Raw genomic sequence first — 14,289 nt, 5'->3', positions numbered from 1 at the left:
TGGATGTAGAAATTCTGGAAAGAAACCAAAATTAACGTAAATACGTAAATTTCGAATAAAATGGTTGTACTTTTCTGCCAAATTTGTTTTACGGAATTGACTGCTTTGGAAGAATTCTTGCAAGTTTTTTCTGTATGCATTACGCTCGCGAGCATAAATATGCTGCGGTGCGGCAAAGGCCTATTTCAAGTCCGACAAGGCACGATTTCGAGGGGGACACGAGCAAATGACGTTGCGTATGCGTGTCTGGAGTATTTTAGCAAACCGAGTTTCGCACGCAACAAACACCCGCTAGTCGCGAGTGGCAGGTTCGAGGCGTTCCCCGAACAGGTGGATCAGTGGAATGCCATTGCTTGAACTGATGCACCTGTTTCCTTTATCTACCTGCCGGTAAGACTGGTGAAACCCGACCGGAACCAGCAGGTTTCGGCGTATTCGAGGCGTTGATGACAGAAGAGCAGATATCCTTATTGTGCCAGTTGGCCGTGCGGGCCGGCGAGGAAATCCTGAAAATTTATGCCGAGCCGTTCGAGGTGGAGAGCAAGGCGGACGGGTCGCCGGTGACCAAGGCCGATGCAGCCGCTGAACGGATCATTCTGGCCGGTCTCCGTGATGCCTTCCCGAACATTCCAGTGGTGGCAGAGGAGTCCGTCGAAGCAGGAAACCTGCCGACGGTAGGCGACGTTTACTTTCTTGTGGATCCACTCGACGGCACCAAGGAGTTTCTGAAGAAGAACGGGGAGTTCACGGTCAACATTGCACTGATCGACAAGGGTGTGCCTGTATTCGGCGTTGTCTCGGCACCGGCACTTGGCGAGATCTATTGGGGTGAACTGACATCCATTGCAAACGGTGAACGACGGGCCTTCAAGGCTAGAATTGCCGAAAGAAGCCTTGTCGATGTTGAACCGGTCAGGGTCCGGACACCGCCGGCGGGCGGACTGAGCGTGCTCGCAAGCCGCTCACATCTTTCGGAAGAGACCTCGGCCCTGATCGATCGTCTGAACGTTGCAGAACGGCTTTCTGTCGGATCGTCGCTGAAACTGTGCTGGGTGGCGGCGGGAAAGGCGGATCTCTACCCACGCCTCGCTCCGACAATGCAATGGGATATCGCGGCGGGAGATGCCGTCGTGCGCGCAGCGGGCGGCGCGGTGGTCCTGGCGGCGGACGGAACCGATTTTGTTTATTCGGTTCCTGCGAATGCCACAAAGGACGATCTGCTCAATCCGCATTTCATTGCCGTTACCTCGAAAGAACTGCTGCCGGAACCGACGGCGGCCTGAAGACACGCTGCCACAAAAAAGACAGGACATATCCAGATAAAGCCGGTTCGCCGGTCAGAACGGAAAAGCGAACATGAACATGCAATCTCACGGGATCACACCGGAGCGTCTCAGCAATCTGAAACGCCTTGAAGCGGAGAGCATCCACATCATCAGGGAAGTGGCAGCGGAGTTTTCAAACCCGGTGATGCTGTATTCCATCGGCAAGGATTCCGGCGTCATGCTGCATCTTGCAATGAAGGCGTTTTATCCCTCCAAGCCGCCGTTTCCACTGCTTCACGTGGATACGACGTGGAAGTTCCAGGACATGATACGGTTTCGGGACGAAACCGCAAAACAGCTTGGCCTGGACTTGCTTGTCTATACCAATCCGGAAGGTGTTCAGAAAAACATCAATCCGTTTGATCACGGCTCTTCGGTCCACACCCATATCATGAAGACCGAAGCCCTGAAGCAGGCGCTCGACAAATACGGGTTCGACGCGGCATTCGGTGGCGCGCGCCGCGACGAGGAAAAGTCCCGCGCCAAGGAGCGCGTGTTTTCGTTCCGGAATTCCAACCACGGTTGGGACCCGAAAAACCAGCGTCCTGAACTCTGGAACCTCTACAACGCGCGTGTCGCAAAAGGGGAGAGCATCCGGGCATTCCCGCTGTCCAACTGGACCGAGCTGGACATCTGGCAGTACATCCTGACGGAGAACATTCCCATGGTGCCTCTCTACCTGGCGGCGCGCCGTCCGGTGGTAGAAAGAGACGGCATGCTCATCATGGTCGATGACGAGCGCATGAAGCTGCAACCCGGTGAAATCATCCAGGAAAAAAGTGTCCGGTTCCGGACGCTCGGCTGTTATCCGCTGACGGGCGCCATTGAATCGGACGCCGACACCCTTCCGGCAATCGTTCGGGAAATGCTGATCGCCCGCACATCCGAACGGCAGGGCCGCCTGATCGACAAGGATGAAAGCGCGTCCATGGAAAAGAAAAAGCGGGAAGGGTATTTCTAAGATGACTGCAAATGTCACAGAAGCTGCAGAGGCAGCGGTCACGGACTATATCCTTGCGCAGGAATCCAAGGATCAGCTCCGGTTTCTCACATGCGGCTCGGTCGATGACGGCAAGTCGACACTGATCGGCCGTCTGCTCTACGACACCAAGCTGATCTTCGAAGACCAGCTCGCAGCGCTGGAGCGCGACTCGAAGAAACATGGCACCGTCGGCGAGGACATCGATCTTGCTCTCCTGGTCGACGGTCTGGAGGCCGAGCGCGAGCAGGGCATCACGATCGATGTCGCCTACCGGTTCTTCGCGACCGACAAGCGCAAGTTCATCGTCGCCGACACGCCCGGGCACGAACAGTATACGCGCAACATGGCGACCGGCGCCTCTACCGCCGATCTGGCGGTTCTTCTTGTAGATGCCCGTAACGGGTTGCTGGTGCAGACCCGCCGCCATGCCTTCATCGCATCGCTGCTCGGAATTCGCCACGTTGTGCTGGCCGTCAACAAGATCGATCTTGTCGACTACTCACAGCAGCGGTTCGATGAAATCCGCAAGGAATTCGAGGTCTTCGCAAACGGGTTCGACTTCGAAACCCTGGAAGCGATCCCGATGTCGGCCCGCTTCGGCGACAACGTGACGGCCAGGACCGAGAAGCTGAGCTGGTACATGGGTCCGACCCTTCTGGAGCACCTGGAAAGCGTCGAGGTTGGAGAGCATGCCCTCGAGGCACCATTCCGTTTTCCGGTGCAGTGGGTCAACCGGCCCAATCTTGATTTCCGTGGATATTCGGGAACGATTGCCAGCGGCCGCGTGTCGGTCGGGGAAGAACTCGTTGTCGCCGGACCGGCGAAAACGTCCCGCGTCAAGTCCATCATCGGCGCCTCGGGAGATGTCACGGAAGCGCGGGCGGGAGAGGCCGTCACGCTGACGCTTGAGGATGAAATCGACATCTCGCGCGGCGATCTTCTGTCTTCTGCGGCTCACCGTCCGGACGTCGCAGACCAGTTTGCCGCACATGTTATCTGGATGAGCGACGAGCCGCTGCTGCCGGGACGCCCCTACCTGTTGAAGATCGGGACGCGGACCGTGACCGCAACGGTTTCGGAGATCAAGCACAAGATCAACGTGAATACATTCGAGCACGCCGCCGGCAAAACGCTGGAGCTGAACGAGATTGCGTTCTGCAACTTCGCGCTTTCCGCAGCCGTCCCCTTTGATCCCTACGAAGCCAACCGGTCGACGGGATCCTTCATTTTGATCGACCGGATGTCCAACGCCACCGTCGGTGCCGGAATGGTCTGGTTTGCACTTCGCCGCGCCAGCAACATTCACTGGCAGGCACTGGACGTGGACAAGACCGCCCGCTCGGAGAAACTGGGCCAGAAGCCTGCCGTTCTCTGGTTTACCGGCCTGTCCGGATCGGGCAAATCCACAATCGCCTCGATCGTGGAAAAGAAGCTGCATATCGACGGAAAGCACACCTACACGCTTGATGGCGACAATGTGCGCCACGGGCTCAACAAGGATCTCGGTTTCACCGATGCGGACCGCGTGGAAAACATCCGGCGCGTGGGTGAGGTCGCGAAACTGTTCACTGATGCCGGCCTGATCACGCTCGTCTCCTTCATCTCTCCCTTTATCTCCGAGCGCCGGATGGCGCGCGACCTGTTGGGAGAAGGAGAATTCGTGGAAGTCTTTGTCGACACCCCGATCGAGGTTTGCCGTCAGCGCGATCCGAAGGGCCTTTATGAGAAGGCTGACAGGGGTGAAATCAAGAACTTCACCGGGATCGACAGCCCGTATGAGGCACCAGAGCATCCCGAAATCCACATCCGCAATGTCGACCGGGACCCCGAGGACGTGGCCGAGGAGATAATCGGTTATCTCCGTCAGAATGGCTACCTCAGCGCCTGATATCCCCGCAACGTGGGACACTCCCTCAAAGACGCGGCCTCACCAGGTGGGGCCGCGTTTTTTCTTGACGCAGGGGATGTTCGGCCAGCCGACTCCGGAAGTGGACTTTGCCGTTGCCCGTGCAGCCGAAGCGCTATAAGACCCGGGCAACAACATTCCCTCTCGGCTAAAGGGTGACGTGCGCAGATGAAAACCGTTTTGGTAACCGGTGCGGCCGGATTTATCGGATACTTCTTGTGCACGCGTCTGTTGAGAGACGGTTTCCGGGTCATCGGTCTCGATGCCATGACCGACTACTACGATGTCCGGCTGAAGGAACGCAGGCAGCAGATGCTGCTTCAGCACGAGCACTTCGAGCCCGTGAACGAACGTGTTGAAACGCCGGACCTGCTCATGTCCCTGTTTCGTACGGAAACGCCTGATTTTGTCATCCACCTGGCGGCACAGGCCGGGGTGCGTTACTCGATTGAAAACCCGCGGTCCTATTTGGAAAGCAACATTTGCGGCACATTCGAACTCCTCGAGGCAGCCAGGGCGTTTCCGCCTGAACACATGCTTCTGGCTTCGACCTCGTCTGCCTATGGCGCCAACGACGTGATGCCTTATACGGAAACCGACAAGGCTGATCATCAGGTGTCCTTCTATGCCGCGACCAAGAAGGCGACGGAGTCGATGGCGCACTCCTATGCGCATCTCTACGGTCTTCCGATCACCATGTTCCGTTTCTTCACCGTCTATGGTCCCTGGGCACGGCCCGACATGGCGCATCACAAATTCGCCAAGGCGATCCTCGAGGGACGGCCGATCGACGTCTACAATTACGGCGACATGAAACGGGACTTCACCTATGTCGAGGACCTTGTCGAGGGCATTCGCCTGCTCATGGACGCGGTTCCCGTTCGCCCCGCCGAAGGCGAGGCGGTCGCCGAGGGAGACAGCCTGTCGCCGGTAGCGCCCTGGCGCATCGTCAACATCGGCAACTCGACAAGCGTGCAGCTGACAGAGTTCATCGATGCGATCGAAGAAGCGACAAGCCGAACGGCCGAACGCAACCTCATGCCGATGCAGCCCGGCGATGTCGTTGCCACCTGGGCGAATGCCGACCTGCTGCAAAGACTGACCGGCTACACGCCGAAAACATCGGTGCGCGAGGGGATTGCGAAGTTCGTCGCCTGGTACAGGGAATACTACCAGGTCTGATCCTCAACCGGCCTCCGGCGGTGGCTGGCACACGTCCACCCAGTGCGCGTCGGTGATGTCCGCGAGGCGTTCCGGACTGATCCTGACGGCGGCGTTTGTCGCCCCGGCAGCCGGGATGACGATGTCGAACGCCTTAAGGGACACGTCGCAGTAGACCTGCAGCGGATGCGCGAGCCCGAAGGGGCAGACACCCCCAACGGGATGCCCGGTCAGCTTTTCCACGTCCTCAAGCCCGAGCATCTTTATCTTTCCGCCGAACGCCGCCTTGGCCTTCTTGTTGTCCATGCGGGCATCTCCACGTGCCACGACAAGAAAGATCTTGTCCTTCAACTGAAACGACAGCGTTTTTGCGATCTGACCGGGGGCAACGCCATGGGCCTCCGCTGCCAGGTCAACGGTTGCGCTGCTCTGATCCGTTTCGATGATCGTCAGCTCCGGCGCTGCAATCGCAAGGTGTTGACGTACGCTGGTGAGGCTCATTGGTTCCTGGCATCCCTAGTTAGTAACGAGATCGTAAAAATTGACATTATTAAGGCCTAAGAACAATCAACAGGCACGAAGACTACTTGTGAATTAAATTAAAATTCACCTGTTCGAAATTAACAAAGCGTTCATACTGAATTTAAACGAGAGTTAAACACTTGCTCCATAATGCTTATTGATAATGTGACGGAGAAATACGTGAAAGCGTCTTGAAGGCGCAATATGTCGAGGAACGCCAACATGGCCAGAGCGATGACAGCCGCCGGAGAAGTTCACAACCCCAAATTGGGCGGGCGTGAAAAGGCTGCCGTTTTGAAGGATCACGACGGGGTGGCAACCGTTCCGTTCCTGCTCGCAAAGAACCTCCTTTTCTGGGGTTCGATTTCCCTGAGCCTTTACGGCATTTACACGGCCGCAACACTTTTGTGAGCCGCTGATCCTTTCCTGAACCGTCCAACCTCGCAATCCGATATTCAGGCGCGCATGCATCAGCCCTTCCTGGACGGTGGCGTACACGCCTGCATTCCAAGCTAAAATCCGTCCGCATCCAGGCGATTGTCGCCGAAATGGTGTTGTGGTGCAAAGGTTTGCGGCAATTCATGCGGCGCGCGCTCTTGCAAGATCTCCGACACAAGGCACTCCGCCACCAGGTGCGCGATCCCAAAGGAAATCTTGTATCCGCCCGTGGCTGCAAAGATCGAGTGATGGCCCGGCAGACGGCCCACAAGGGGGTCCCGCTTGTGACAACGCGGTCTGATACCGGCCCATTCCGACAGGACCTTGCGGCCATCGAGTGCAGGACAGAATCGTGTCGCGCGTTCGACGAGTTCGGCGCTGCGCGCCGGTGATGGCGCGGCGTCGGCATAGTCCCGGTCGGCCGTGCTGCCGACGGCAATGGTGCCGTTTCCGTGCGGCACAACGTAGAGCCCGTCGCAGTAGATGGCCGGCTTGTCCTCCAGGCCATTGCCGTCCATCAGCAGGGCCTGGCCCTTTTCTCCGCGGCCGATTCGTTCGCCCGTAAGCTGTTCGATCAGGTCGAATGTGGAAAATCCGCCCGCAAGAACGACTATTTTCGCCTTTGCCGTTTCACCACTGGAAAGCTGAAGCGTCCCGGATGTCTCGTCGTAGCCTGTGACATGTGCGTTTTCGGCAAGGCGTCCGTGACGGCGAACGTATGCCGCAAGCGTGGCAAGATAGTCGCGCGGCGACATGCGTGCCGCGAGTGTCTCGTAAACGAGGCCGAAAGGGGCCGCTGATGCGTCCAGCCAGTCCGATCGGCTGCCGGCCGGTTCGACGTCATACGTGAACCCGGTCGCCTCCGGATGCCAGCGCAGCTTGCTTTCCTCGGCGCGTTCCAGGTGGTGATCCAGCTTGTCTTTCGTTGTCAGCGGCAGGATGCGGCCGCAGCGCGCGTAGCCGCAGCTCAGGCCGGTCTCTTGCTCGAGCTGCCGGATGTGGTTCTCCAGCGAAAGCAGGGCCTGGAACTGGAACTCCTTCTTCGGATTCCAGCGCGCCGGCATATGCGGCATCAGCGCGCCGAGCAGCCCGCCACTGGATCCGGCACCGACATGTGAAGCCTCCAGAACGAGCGTGCGCAGACCCTTCCTGGTCGCACGGTGCGCGATCGAAAGTCCGAAAATTCCGGCACCGGCAACCGCAATGTCGAAAGGCGCGTCGGACGGGGAAGGCATGGTCAGGCAAGGTCCCGGGATTGAAAGCGATCGACGGCTCTCTTATGAGAACAGATGGGATTTGGCAAAGAGTTTAGCGCATGCCTCAGGAGACTGGTGCGGGAAACGGCAAGACGGACATGAAGCCGAACGGGGCACCGGAGCTGGAATGGCTGGACGGCGATGTGCCGCGCGCACCCGGTTTCGGCGACACGTATTTCTCCAAGGCCGGAGGTCTTGAGGAAACCCGGCATGTGTTCATCGGCGGCAACCGGCTGCCGGAGCGCTTGCCGGGCAGAGAGCGTTTCACCATCGCCGAACTGGGCTTCGGAACCGGACTGAACCTCCTGACGACGCTTGAACTGGTGGCCGCGCTGGCAACAGCGCCAAAGCTCGTGTTCCTGTCGTTCGAGCTTTACCCGCTGTCCGCTGATCAGCTCGAACGCGCGCTGGCTGCCTTTCCGGCGCTTTCCGCAATGAGTGACGAATTGCTTTGCGCGTGGGCACCGGCCCCGGGCTGGAACCGGATGACGATTGCCGGTGCGGAGCTTCTGCTCGGCGTTGGCGATGCACGGGAAATGATAACCGATCTCGTCTTGGAAGGCGGACCCGAAGGGAGCGCTGACCCTGTCATTCCCCCGGTGGATGCCTGGTATCTCGACGGGTTCAGCCCTGCGAAGAACCCGGAGCTGTGGGACCTGGACCTTCTGGCGAAAGCTGCGGACCTGACTGCGCCGGGTGGCACCCTCGCGACCTATACCGCCGCAGGCTGGGTTCGCCGCAATCTTCAGGCCGCAGGATTCACCATCGAAAAGAAACCGGGATTTGCCGGCAAACGCGAGATGATAGTCGGGCGGAAAGACTGAGCCCGCTCACGGCTGCTCCGTCGCCGTTTCTGTGAGCCAGTCGCGAAAGGCACGCATGGCGCCGGTTTCCGCGCGCGACTTCAGCCAGGTCAGCCAGTAACTGCCTGTCACGATACCGGCCTCAAAGGGTTTGACGATCCGCCCGGTCTCAAGGTCGCGTTCGAACAGGCGAACGGGAACGAGACCGACCCCGGCACCTTGTGCGGCCGCCTCGACGATGGAGAGCGACGAATCGAACATCCAGCCGCGGCTTCTGGGCGGCGGCAGGGTCGCAGCCTGGAACCAGAGTGCCCATTCGTTCTGTCTGTAGGATCGCAGCAGGTTTTCGTGCAAGAGATCGGCCGGTTCGCTCAAGCGTTCCGCCGTCACGGGTGAACAGACCGGACAGAGCTTGGCCTCGAACAAGCAGGCGGCTTCCGTTCCATGCCAGGCGCCGTCGCCGAAACGAAGGAAGCAGTCCAGTCCGTCCTCAAGCAGGTCGGCACGATTGTTGTTCGTCTTCAGCCGGATGTCGATCTCCGGATGAAGGGTCGAAAAGGCGTCAAGCCGGGGCAGGAGCCAACCCGTGGCAAAGCTGTTGACGACCCCGACGGTCAGGACATCGCGGAAGTTTCCGTCCTCGAACCGGCTCAGCGCATCGCTCATGCGCCGGAAGGCATCGGACAGGACCGGCAGCAGTGCCTGGCCTTCATCGGTCAGCGTCACGCCACGCGATCCTCTCTTGAAGAGCGACACCCGCAGCGTTTCCTCAAGCAGTTTCACCTGGTGGCTCACGGCGGTCTGCGACACGCGAAGCTCCAGCCCCGCACGGGTGAAACTCTGCAGCCGCGCCGAGGCTTCAAACGCCCGGAGCGCATTGAGCGGTATTCTCGAAAGATCCATGAAATTATGACCAAGTTTTTCTCATGCCTGACGTTATCAATCATCATTTGCCTTATGAGAAGCGCAAGCGCAATCTCCGTCGCGCCTGATGCGGTTCGCCAGGGGGGCAGGATGCAGCGGGTGATATTTCATACTGTCTGGAGACGATCATGATTTTGAGCAATCGCAGGTTTGCCCTCCTGGGTGTTTTGTTGCCACTCCTGTCGGGTATTCCCGCCGAAGCGGCCGGTTTCGACCCGGCTCCCGTCGCAAGAGCGGTCGAGGACGTTGAAGCGCGTTTGTCCGCAAGGGTTGGGGTGGCGATCATCGACACGCAATCCGGCAGGACCTGGTCGAACAGGGGCGACGAGCGCTTTCCGCTCAACAGCACCTTCAAGGCCTTCCTGTGCGCCGCGCTTCTGGATGCGGCAGAAAAGGGAACCGCGGATTCCGATCGCCAGGTGGTGGTGCAGGAGAGCGACATCGTGTCCTATTCGCCCGTGATGGAAAAGCATATCGGCGGCAAGAAGTTCTCGATCGCGGAGCTCTGCGAGGTCACGGTCACGATCAGCGACAATGCGGCCGCGAACCTTGTGATGGCCGAGCTCGGCGGACCGGACGGTGTGACGGCCTACCTGCGGCGGATCGGTGATGACAAGACCCGTATCGACCGCTGGGAACCGGAATCGAACACCGGTATCCCGGGCGACGAAAGGGACACGACGACGCCGTGGGCAGCCGCCGATACGCTCCGCAAACTGGTTCTGGGCGATGCCCTTGACCCGCAGGCGAGGGCGACGCTCACATCGTGGCTGGAAGGCAACAAGGTTGGCAACGCGACCCTGCGCGCAGGCATTCCGAAGGGTTGGCGGATTGCCGACAAGACCGGGGCTGGGGCCAACGGTTCGCGCAACAACATTGCCGTCATCTGGCCGGAGGGCCGCGATCCGGTGGTCGTCGCAATCTACATCACCCAGACAACCGCCGCATTCCAGACGCGCAACAAGGCAATTGCCGAGATTGGCGCGGCGCTGGCTGAGAGCGTCGACTGAAGATTAGGGAAAACCATGCGCCGGGGCACGTTCCCCGGCGCGTGGCCACTATTTCATTTCCGGAACTGCCGTCAGCGGTTTGCCGCTTTCAAACCAGCTTTTCAGATTGTCGACCACGAGCTGGCCCATGGCGTTGCGGGTCGCCTGTGACGCCGAGCCGACGTGGGGCAGCAGCGTGACACGCGGCAGCTTCATCAGCCGTTCCGGCGTGCACGGTTCCTGTTCGAACACATCCAGCCCGGCACCGTAGATCGTGCCGCTTTCGAGCGTCTCGGCAAGGGCGTCTTCATCGATCACCGACCCCCGGCCGATATTGAGGACGATGCCGTTCGGGCCAAGGGCCTTCAAGACGTCGGCGTTGACCGCATGCTGAGTTTCCGCACCGCCCGGCGCCACCACCATCAGCGTGTCGCAGGCCTCCGCCAGAGAGACCAGGCTTGCGTGGTAAGGATAGTCGACGCCGGCCTGCTGCGAGCGGCCGTGATAGGCGATCTTCAGCCCGAAGCTTTCGGCGCGCTTGGCGATCGCCTTGCCGATGCGCCCGAGGCCGAAAATGCCGAGCGTGCGCCCCTGAAGCGTTGCCTGGCTGAGCGGGTAGCCGCCCTTTTTGGTCCAGTTGCCGTCCCTGAGCCAGGTTTCGGCCTGGCCGAGTTCGCGTACCGTCATGATCATCAGGCCGATGGCTGTGTCCGCCACTTCATCCGTCAGCACGTCCGGCGTGTGCGTGACCATCACCTTGGCGCGCAGACAGGCATCCGTATCCACATGGTCGTAGCCGACGCCGAAACTGGAGACGATCTCCAGGTTCGGGAATTGCGCCAGGAACGCGTCGTTGACCTCCGCCCAGGAAAGCGCCACGCCCCGGATCTTCGGGCCGATGTCCGCCAGCATCGCGTCCGGATCGTCCGCCGCATGCAGCCGGTGCACGCTAAAGGCGGCGTCCAGCTGCTCCTCGACCACGGGAAGCATGGGTTTGGTCATGAGAATGTCGGGTTTTTGCATGGGGTATCCGGCGGGAAGGAAGCTTTGAGGTGAGTGGGTTTCAGCCGCCGGACTTTACAAGAAATCGCGTCTCAGAAAAGAGGAAAAGCGCGGAGGGTGACTTCGCCCGCTGCAACCTGTCAGACTGAAGATGCATGCGACGTTGGCCGCATCGAATGCGGATGTTCTGAAGCTTATGTTATGTCATTGAGAAAATGACGCCGTTTGAACATTTCCCCCCATTGCCCCCGGCGCGCATTTCCCCTAAAAGACCCGGCAGAATTCCTAAGAATCCCGTCAGTTTTCGAAAGTGGAGAAGCGGAGCCCCATGGCGCGCCAGTTCATCTATCACATGCATGGCCTCTCCAAGGCCTATAACGACAAGAAAGTCCTCGACAACATCCATCTCTCCTTCTACCCGGACGCCAAGATCGGCATCCTGGGTCCGAACGGGGCGGGCAAGTCGACGCTTCTGAAAATCATGGCCGGCATCGACAAGGAATATTCCGGCGAGGCCTGGGCCGCCGAAGGCGCCAAGGTCGGCTACCTGCCGCAGGAGCCGCAGCTCGACAATTCCAAGACGGTCATGGAAAACATCATGGAAGGCGTTGCCCACAAGCAGGCCAAGCTCGACCGCTACAACGAGCTGATGATGGACTATTCGGACGAGACCGCCGAAGAGGCCGCCACGCTTCAGGACGAGATTGACGCCCAGGACCTGTGGAACCTGGAAAGCCAGGTCGAAATGGCGATGGAAGCGCTGCGCTGCCCGCCCTCCGACAGTGCCGTCGACAATCTCTCCGGTGGTGAGCGCCGCCGCGTCGCGCTCTGCAAGCTGCTCCTGTCCGAGCCGGATCTCCTGCTTCTCGACGAACCAACCAACCACCTGGACGCGGAAACCGTCCACTGGCTGGAACGGCATCTGCGCGAGTTCAAGGGATCGGTCCTGATCATCACCCACGACCGCTACTTCCTCGACAACGTCACCGGCTGGATCCTGGAACTCGACCGGGGCAGGGGCATTCCCTACGAGGGCAACTACTCGGTCTATCTGGAAAAGAAGACCAAGCGCATGGAGCAGGAAGGCCGCGAGAACATGGCCCGCTCCAAGGCGATCGCCCGCGAGCGCGAGTGGATGGGCATGTCGCCGAAAGGCCGTCAGACCAAGTCCAAGGCGCGTATCCGCGCCTATCAGGATCTTGTCGCGATGCAGGAGGAGCGTCAGCCGTCCATCGAGCAGATCCTCATTCCGGTCGGCGAGCGCCTCGGCGCCAACGTCATCGACCTGGAGGGCGTTTCCAAGGGCTTCGGGGACCGTCTCCTGATCGAGGATCTCTCCTTCAAGCTGCCGCGCGGCGGCATTGTCGGCGTGATCGGCCCGAACGGCGCCGGCAAGTCGACGCTCTTCAAGATGCTGACAGGCCAGGAAAAGCCGGACAGCGGCAATGTCGTCATCGGCGACAGCGTCCAGCTCGGCTATGTCGACCAGTCGCGCGATGCGCTCGACCCGGACAAGACGGTCTGGGAAGAGATTTCCGGCGGTGCCGAGGTGATCTATCTCGATGACAAGGAAATCAACTCGCGCGCCTATTGCTCGTCCTTCAACTTCAAGGGCCCGGCACAGCAGGCCAAGGTCGGCGACCTCTCCGGCGGTCAGCGCAACCGCGTGCACCTGGCGAAGGTCCTGAAGAAGGGCGCCAACGTGCTCCTGCTCGACGAACCGACCAACGACCTCGACACCGAGACGCTGGCGGCCCTGGAAGACGCGCTTGAAAACTACGCCGGCTGCGCCGTGGTCATCAGCCACGACCGCATGTTCCTCGACCGTCTGGCCACGCACATGCTCGCCTTTGAGGGCGACAGCCACGTGGAGTGGTTCGAAGGCAACTTCGAGGACTACGAAAAGGACAAGGTCCGCCGTCTCGGCGCCCACGCCGCCGACCCGCGCCGGATCAAGTACAAGCCGCTGACGCGCTGAGTGTTGCAGGCAAAACAACTTTAAGAGGCGGCCCCGGTGGCCGCCTTTTTTCGTTATGCCGGACAGCGAGAGGGAGATCCGCAAACGATGGCGTCTCCAGAATATCGCAACAGCCCGTGGCTCCCCAGTTCCGGCTCGCGCTGCGCTTGGCCGGAATGACGATAGTGGGCGTTCCGCAGAGCACCTGAAGGAACCTCATCCGGAGGCAGCGCGCAGCGCTGTCTCGAAGGATGAACCGCTTGTCCTGAGACCTCCGCCGATCCTTCGAGACGGACCTGTCGGTCCTCCTCAGGATGAGGAAGAGGCACGGTGCCCGGCTCCTTGACTATTCGTATCAAAGCTCAATCGGCCGGCACTGGTCTTGCAACGTCATCCCGGACGACCTGAGGGAGATCCGGGATCGGGGCGACAACGCCTTGGCGGGTCTTCGGGGGTGGCCTCTCCGGGGCTCTCCGGCCCCGGGTCTCACACCGTTCGCCCGGGGTGACGACGGAGCGCTTCGCACCTTTCCTGCCGGCTTCCGAGCCTTTATTTGGAGGTCTCGGCGATCTTCGGCTTCACACTGGCAAAGTTCTTCATTCGCCCTCGCCAGCGCGCTCGCGAAGCCACAGGTAAAGTGGCAGGGCCAGCGACAGGCCGACGAGCCAGACCGCCGGGACCGTGAGCCACCAGCCGCGCACACCGGTTTCGCGCGCATCGCGCCATGACCAGATCCAGAAGACGGCGCAGCAGATCAGCAGATCGGCTGCGAACCCGCTTGCCGGTTTTGTTGCGAAGATCATGGCAACAAAGAGCGGAAGGTTGATCCCGTTCTCCGCAATGAATCCGCCGAAAAAGATCCAGGGCACCAGGGTCCCGACGAAGGCGGCGGCAAGATAAAGCGATTTCATGCGGTTGGCTCTTTCTCTCTCTCTGCTGAACGTGTGTGAGAGATGCGCGAAACAGAGGCGCATCTCAATTCCCCCGGAAGGAATGGACGGTCCCGGCCGCCAGGCAACCACGG

General features: G+C 60.1%; 13 protein-coding genes. 8 read left to right on the top strand and 5 right to left on the bottom strand.

The genetic code is table 11. The features are described from left to right. The first annotated feature begins 446 nt into the window (after positions 1-446). From cysQ to ACO08A_RS01180, 4 genes are all read left to right on the top strand, one after another. Positions 447-1,283, top strand: a complete 837-nt coding sequence (gene cysQ / locus ACO08A_RS01195) for a 3'(2'),5'-bisphosphate nucleotidase CysQ (RefSeq protein ID WP_422039454.1) — start codon at positions 447-449, stop codon at positions 1,281-1,283. 73 nt (positions 1,284-1,356) lie between these two features. Then, complete coding sequence (gene cysD, locus ACO08A_RS01190; protein ID WP_422039453.1) at positions 1,357-2,286, top strand: sulfate adenylyltransferase subunit CysD; 930 nt, start codon at positions 1,357-1,359, stop codon at positions 2,284-2,286. Between the two features lies 1 nt (position 2,287). Continuing rightward, positions 2,288-4,195: a sulfate adenylyltransferase subunit CysN gene (gene cysN, locus ACO08A_RS01185; RefSeq protein WP_422039452.1), complete on the top strand. Its 1,908-nt coding sequence runs from the start codon at positions 2,288-2,290 to the stop codon at positions 4,193-4,195. Positions 4,196-4,381: 186 nt separating this feature from the next. Further along, complete coding sequence (locus ACO08A_RS01180) at positions 4,382-5,395, top strand: GDP-mannose 4,6-dehydratase (protein ID WP_422039451.1); 1,014 nt, start codon at positions 4,382-4,384, stop codon at positions 5,393-5,395. A 3-nt stretch (positions 5,396-5,398) separates the two neighbouring features. Here the strand turns inward: ACO08A_RS01180 and ACO08A_RS01175 are convergent, their stop codons facing one another. Continuing rightward, the gene (locus ACO08A_RS01175; protein ID WP_422039450.1) at positions 5,399-5,875 is read right to left on the bottom strand and encodes a YbaK/EbsC family protein; all 477 of its coding nucleotides are present in this window, start codon (positions 5,873-5,875) and stop codon (positions 5,399-5,401) included. Between the two features lie 243 nt (positions 5,876-6,118). Here ACO08A_RS01175 and ACO08A_RS01170 point away from each other — a divergent pair, with 243 nt between their 5' ends. Then, positions 6,119-6,307 (top strand): hypothetical protein, encoded by a 189-nt coding sequence (locus ACO08A_RS01170; protein WP_422039449.1) that lies wholly within the window; start codon positions 6,119-6,121, stop codon positions 6,305-6,307. A 101-nt stretch (positions 6,308-6,408) separates the two neighbouring features. Here ACO08A_RS01170 and ACO08A_RS01165 read toward each other — a convergent pair whose 3' ends face one another. Further along, positions 6,409-7,569 carry an NAD(P)/FAD-dependent oxidoreductase gene (locus tag ACO08A_RS01165; protein WP_422039448.1) on the bottom strand — a complete coding sequence of 387 codons (1,161 nt, stop codon included), beginning with the start codon at positions 7,567-7,569 and terminating at the stop codon, positions 6,409-6,411. A gap of 80 nt (positions 7,570-7,649) precedes the next feature. On the opposite strand from ACO08A_RS01165, the gene mnmD reads away from it, so the two are divergent. After that, entirely contained in the window at positions 7,650-8,414 is a 765-nt protein-coding gene (gene mnmD / locus ACO08A_RS01160) for a tRNA (5-methylaminomethyl-2-thiouridine)(34)-methyltransferase MnmD (RefSeq protein WP_422039447.1), read from the top strand. Positions 8,415-8,420: 6 nt separating this feature from the next. On the opposite strand, the gene ACO08A_RS01155 is transcribed toward mnmD, so the two are convergent. After that, on the bottom strand, positions 8,421-9,296 hold the full coding sequence (locus ACO08A_RS01155; RefSeq protein ID WP_422039446.1) for a LysR substrate-binding domain-containing protein: 876 nt from the start codon (positions 9,294-9,296) through the stop codon (positions 8,421-8,423). A 149-nt stretch (positions 9,297-9,445) separates the two neighbouring features. On the opposite strand from ACO08A_RS01155, the gene bla reads away from it, so the two are divergent. Then, positions 9,446-10,327: a class A beta-lactamase gene (bla, locus tag ACO08A_RS01150; RefSeq protein ID WP_422039445.1), complete on the top strand. Its 882-nt coding sequence runs from the start codon at positions 9,446-9,448 to the stop codon at positions 10,325-10,327. Between the two features lie 48 nt (positions 10,328-10,375). Here bla and ACO08A_RS01145 read toward each other — a convergent pair whose 3' ends face one another. After that, on the bottom strand, positions 10,376-11,329 hold the full coding sequence (locus ACO08A_RS01145) for a 2-hydroxyacid dehydrogenase (RefSeq protein ID WP_422039444.1): 954 nt from the start codon (positions 11,327-11,329) through the stop codon (positions 10,376-10,378). A gap of 307 nt (positions 11,330-11,636) precedes the next feature. Between ACO08A_RS01145 and ettA the strand changes: the two genes are divergently transcribed. After that, a complete protein-coding gene (gene ettA, locus ACO08A_RS01140; protein ID WP_422039443.1) occupies positions 11,637-13,286 on the top strand; it encodes an energy-dependent translational throttle protein EttA in 1,650 nt (549 codons plus the stop codon). A gap of 575 nt (positions 13,287-13,861) precedes the next feature. On the opposite strand, the gene ACO08A_RS01135 is transcribed toward ettA, so the two are convergent. Next, entirely contained in the window at positions 13,862-14,176 is a 315-nt protein-coding gene (locus tag ACO08A_RS01135) for a DUF2834 domain-containing protein (RefSeq protein ID WP_422039442.1), read from the bottom strand. Positions 14,177-14,289 lie beyond the last annotated feature (113 nt).

Source organism: Roseibium sp. (assembly GCF_965232425.1).
In the GTDB taxonomy this organism is placed as follows: domain Bacteria; phylum Pseudomonadota; class Alphaproteobacteria; order Rhizobiales; family Stappiaceae; genus Roseibium.
This window is presented reverse-complemented; position numbering and strand designations above follow the sequence as displayed.

What these genes read in the sequence shown, in the direction of transcription:
- mnmD (WP_422039447.1), top strand. Translation starts at nt 7,650, where the DNA reads ATGCCTCAGGAGACTGGTGCGGGAAACGGCAAGACGGACATGAAGCCG.
- cysD (WP_422039453.1), top strand. Translation starts at nt 1,357, where the DNA reads ATGAACATGCAATCTCACGGGATCACACCGGAGCGTCTCAGCAATCTG.
- ACO08A_RS01165 (WP_422039448.1), bottom strand. Translation starts at nt 7,569, where the DNA reads ATGCCTTCCCCGTCCGACGCGCCTTTCGACATTGCGGTTGCCGGTGCC.
- ACO08A_RS01145 (WP_422039444.1), bottom strand. Translation starts at nt 11,329, where the DNA reads ATGCAAAAACCCGACATTCTCATGACCAAACCCATGCTTCCCGTGGTC.
- bla (WP_422039445.1), top strand. Translation starts at nt 9,446, where the DNA reads ATGATTTTGAGCAATCGCAGGTTTGCCCTCCTGGGTGTTTTGTTGCCA.
- ACO08A_RS01135 (WP_422039442.1), bottom strand. Translation starts at nt 14,176, where the DNA reads ATGAAATCGCTTTATCTTGCCGCCGCCTTCGTCGGGACCCTGGTGCCC.
- cysQ (WP_422039454.1), top strand. Translation starts at nt 447, where the DNA reads ATGACAGAAGAGCAGATATCCTTATTGTGCCAGTTGGCCGTGCGGGCC.
- ACO08A_RS01155 (WP_422039446.1), bottom strand. Translation starts at nt 9,296, where the DNA reads ATGGATCTTTCGAGAATACCGCTCAATGCGCTCCGGGCGTTTGAAGCC.
- ACO08A_RS01170 (WP_422039449.1), top strand. Translation starts at nt 6,119, where the DNA reads ATGGCCAGAGCGATGACAGCCGCCGGAGAAGTTCACAACCCCAAATTG.
- cysN (WP_422039452.1), top strand. Translation starts at nt 2,288, where the DNA reads ATGACTGCAAATGTCACAGAAGCTGCAGAGGCAGCGGTCACGGACTAT.
- ACO08A_RS01180 (WP_422039451.1), top strand. Translation starts at nt 4,382, where the DNA reads ATGAAAACCGTTTTGGTAACCGGTGCGGCCGGATTTATCGGATACTTC.
- ACO08A_RS01175 (WP_422039450.1), bottom strand. Translation starts at nt 5,875, where the DNA reads ATGAGCCTCACCAGCGTACGTCAACACCTTGCGATTGCAGCGCCGGAG.
- ettA (WP_422039443.1), top strand. Translation starts at nt 11,637, where the DNA reads ATGGCGCGCCAGTTCATCTATCACATGCATGGCCTCTCCAAGGCCTAT.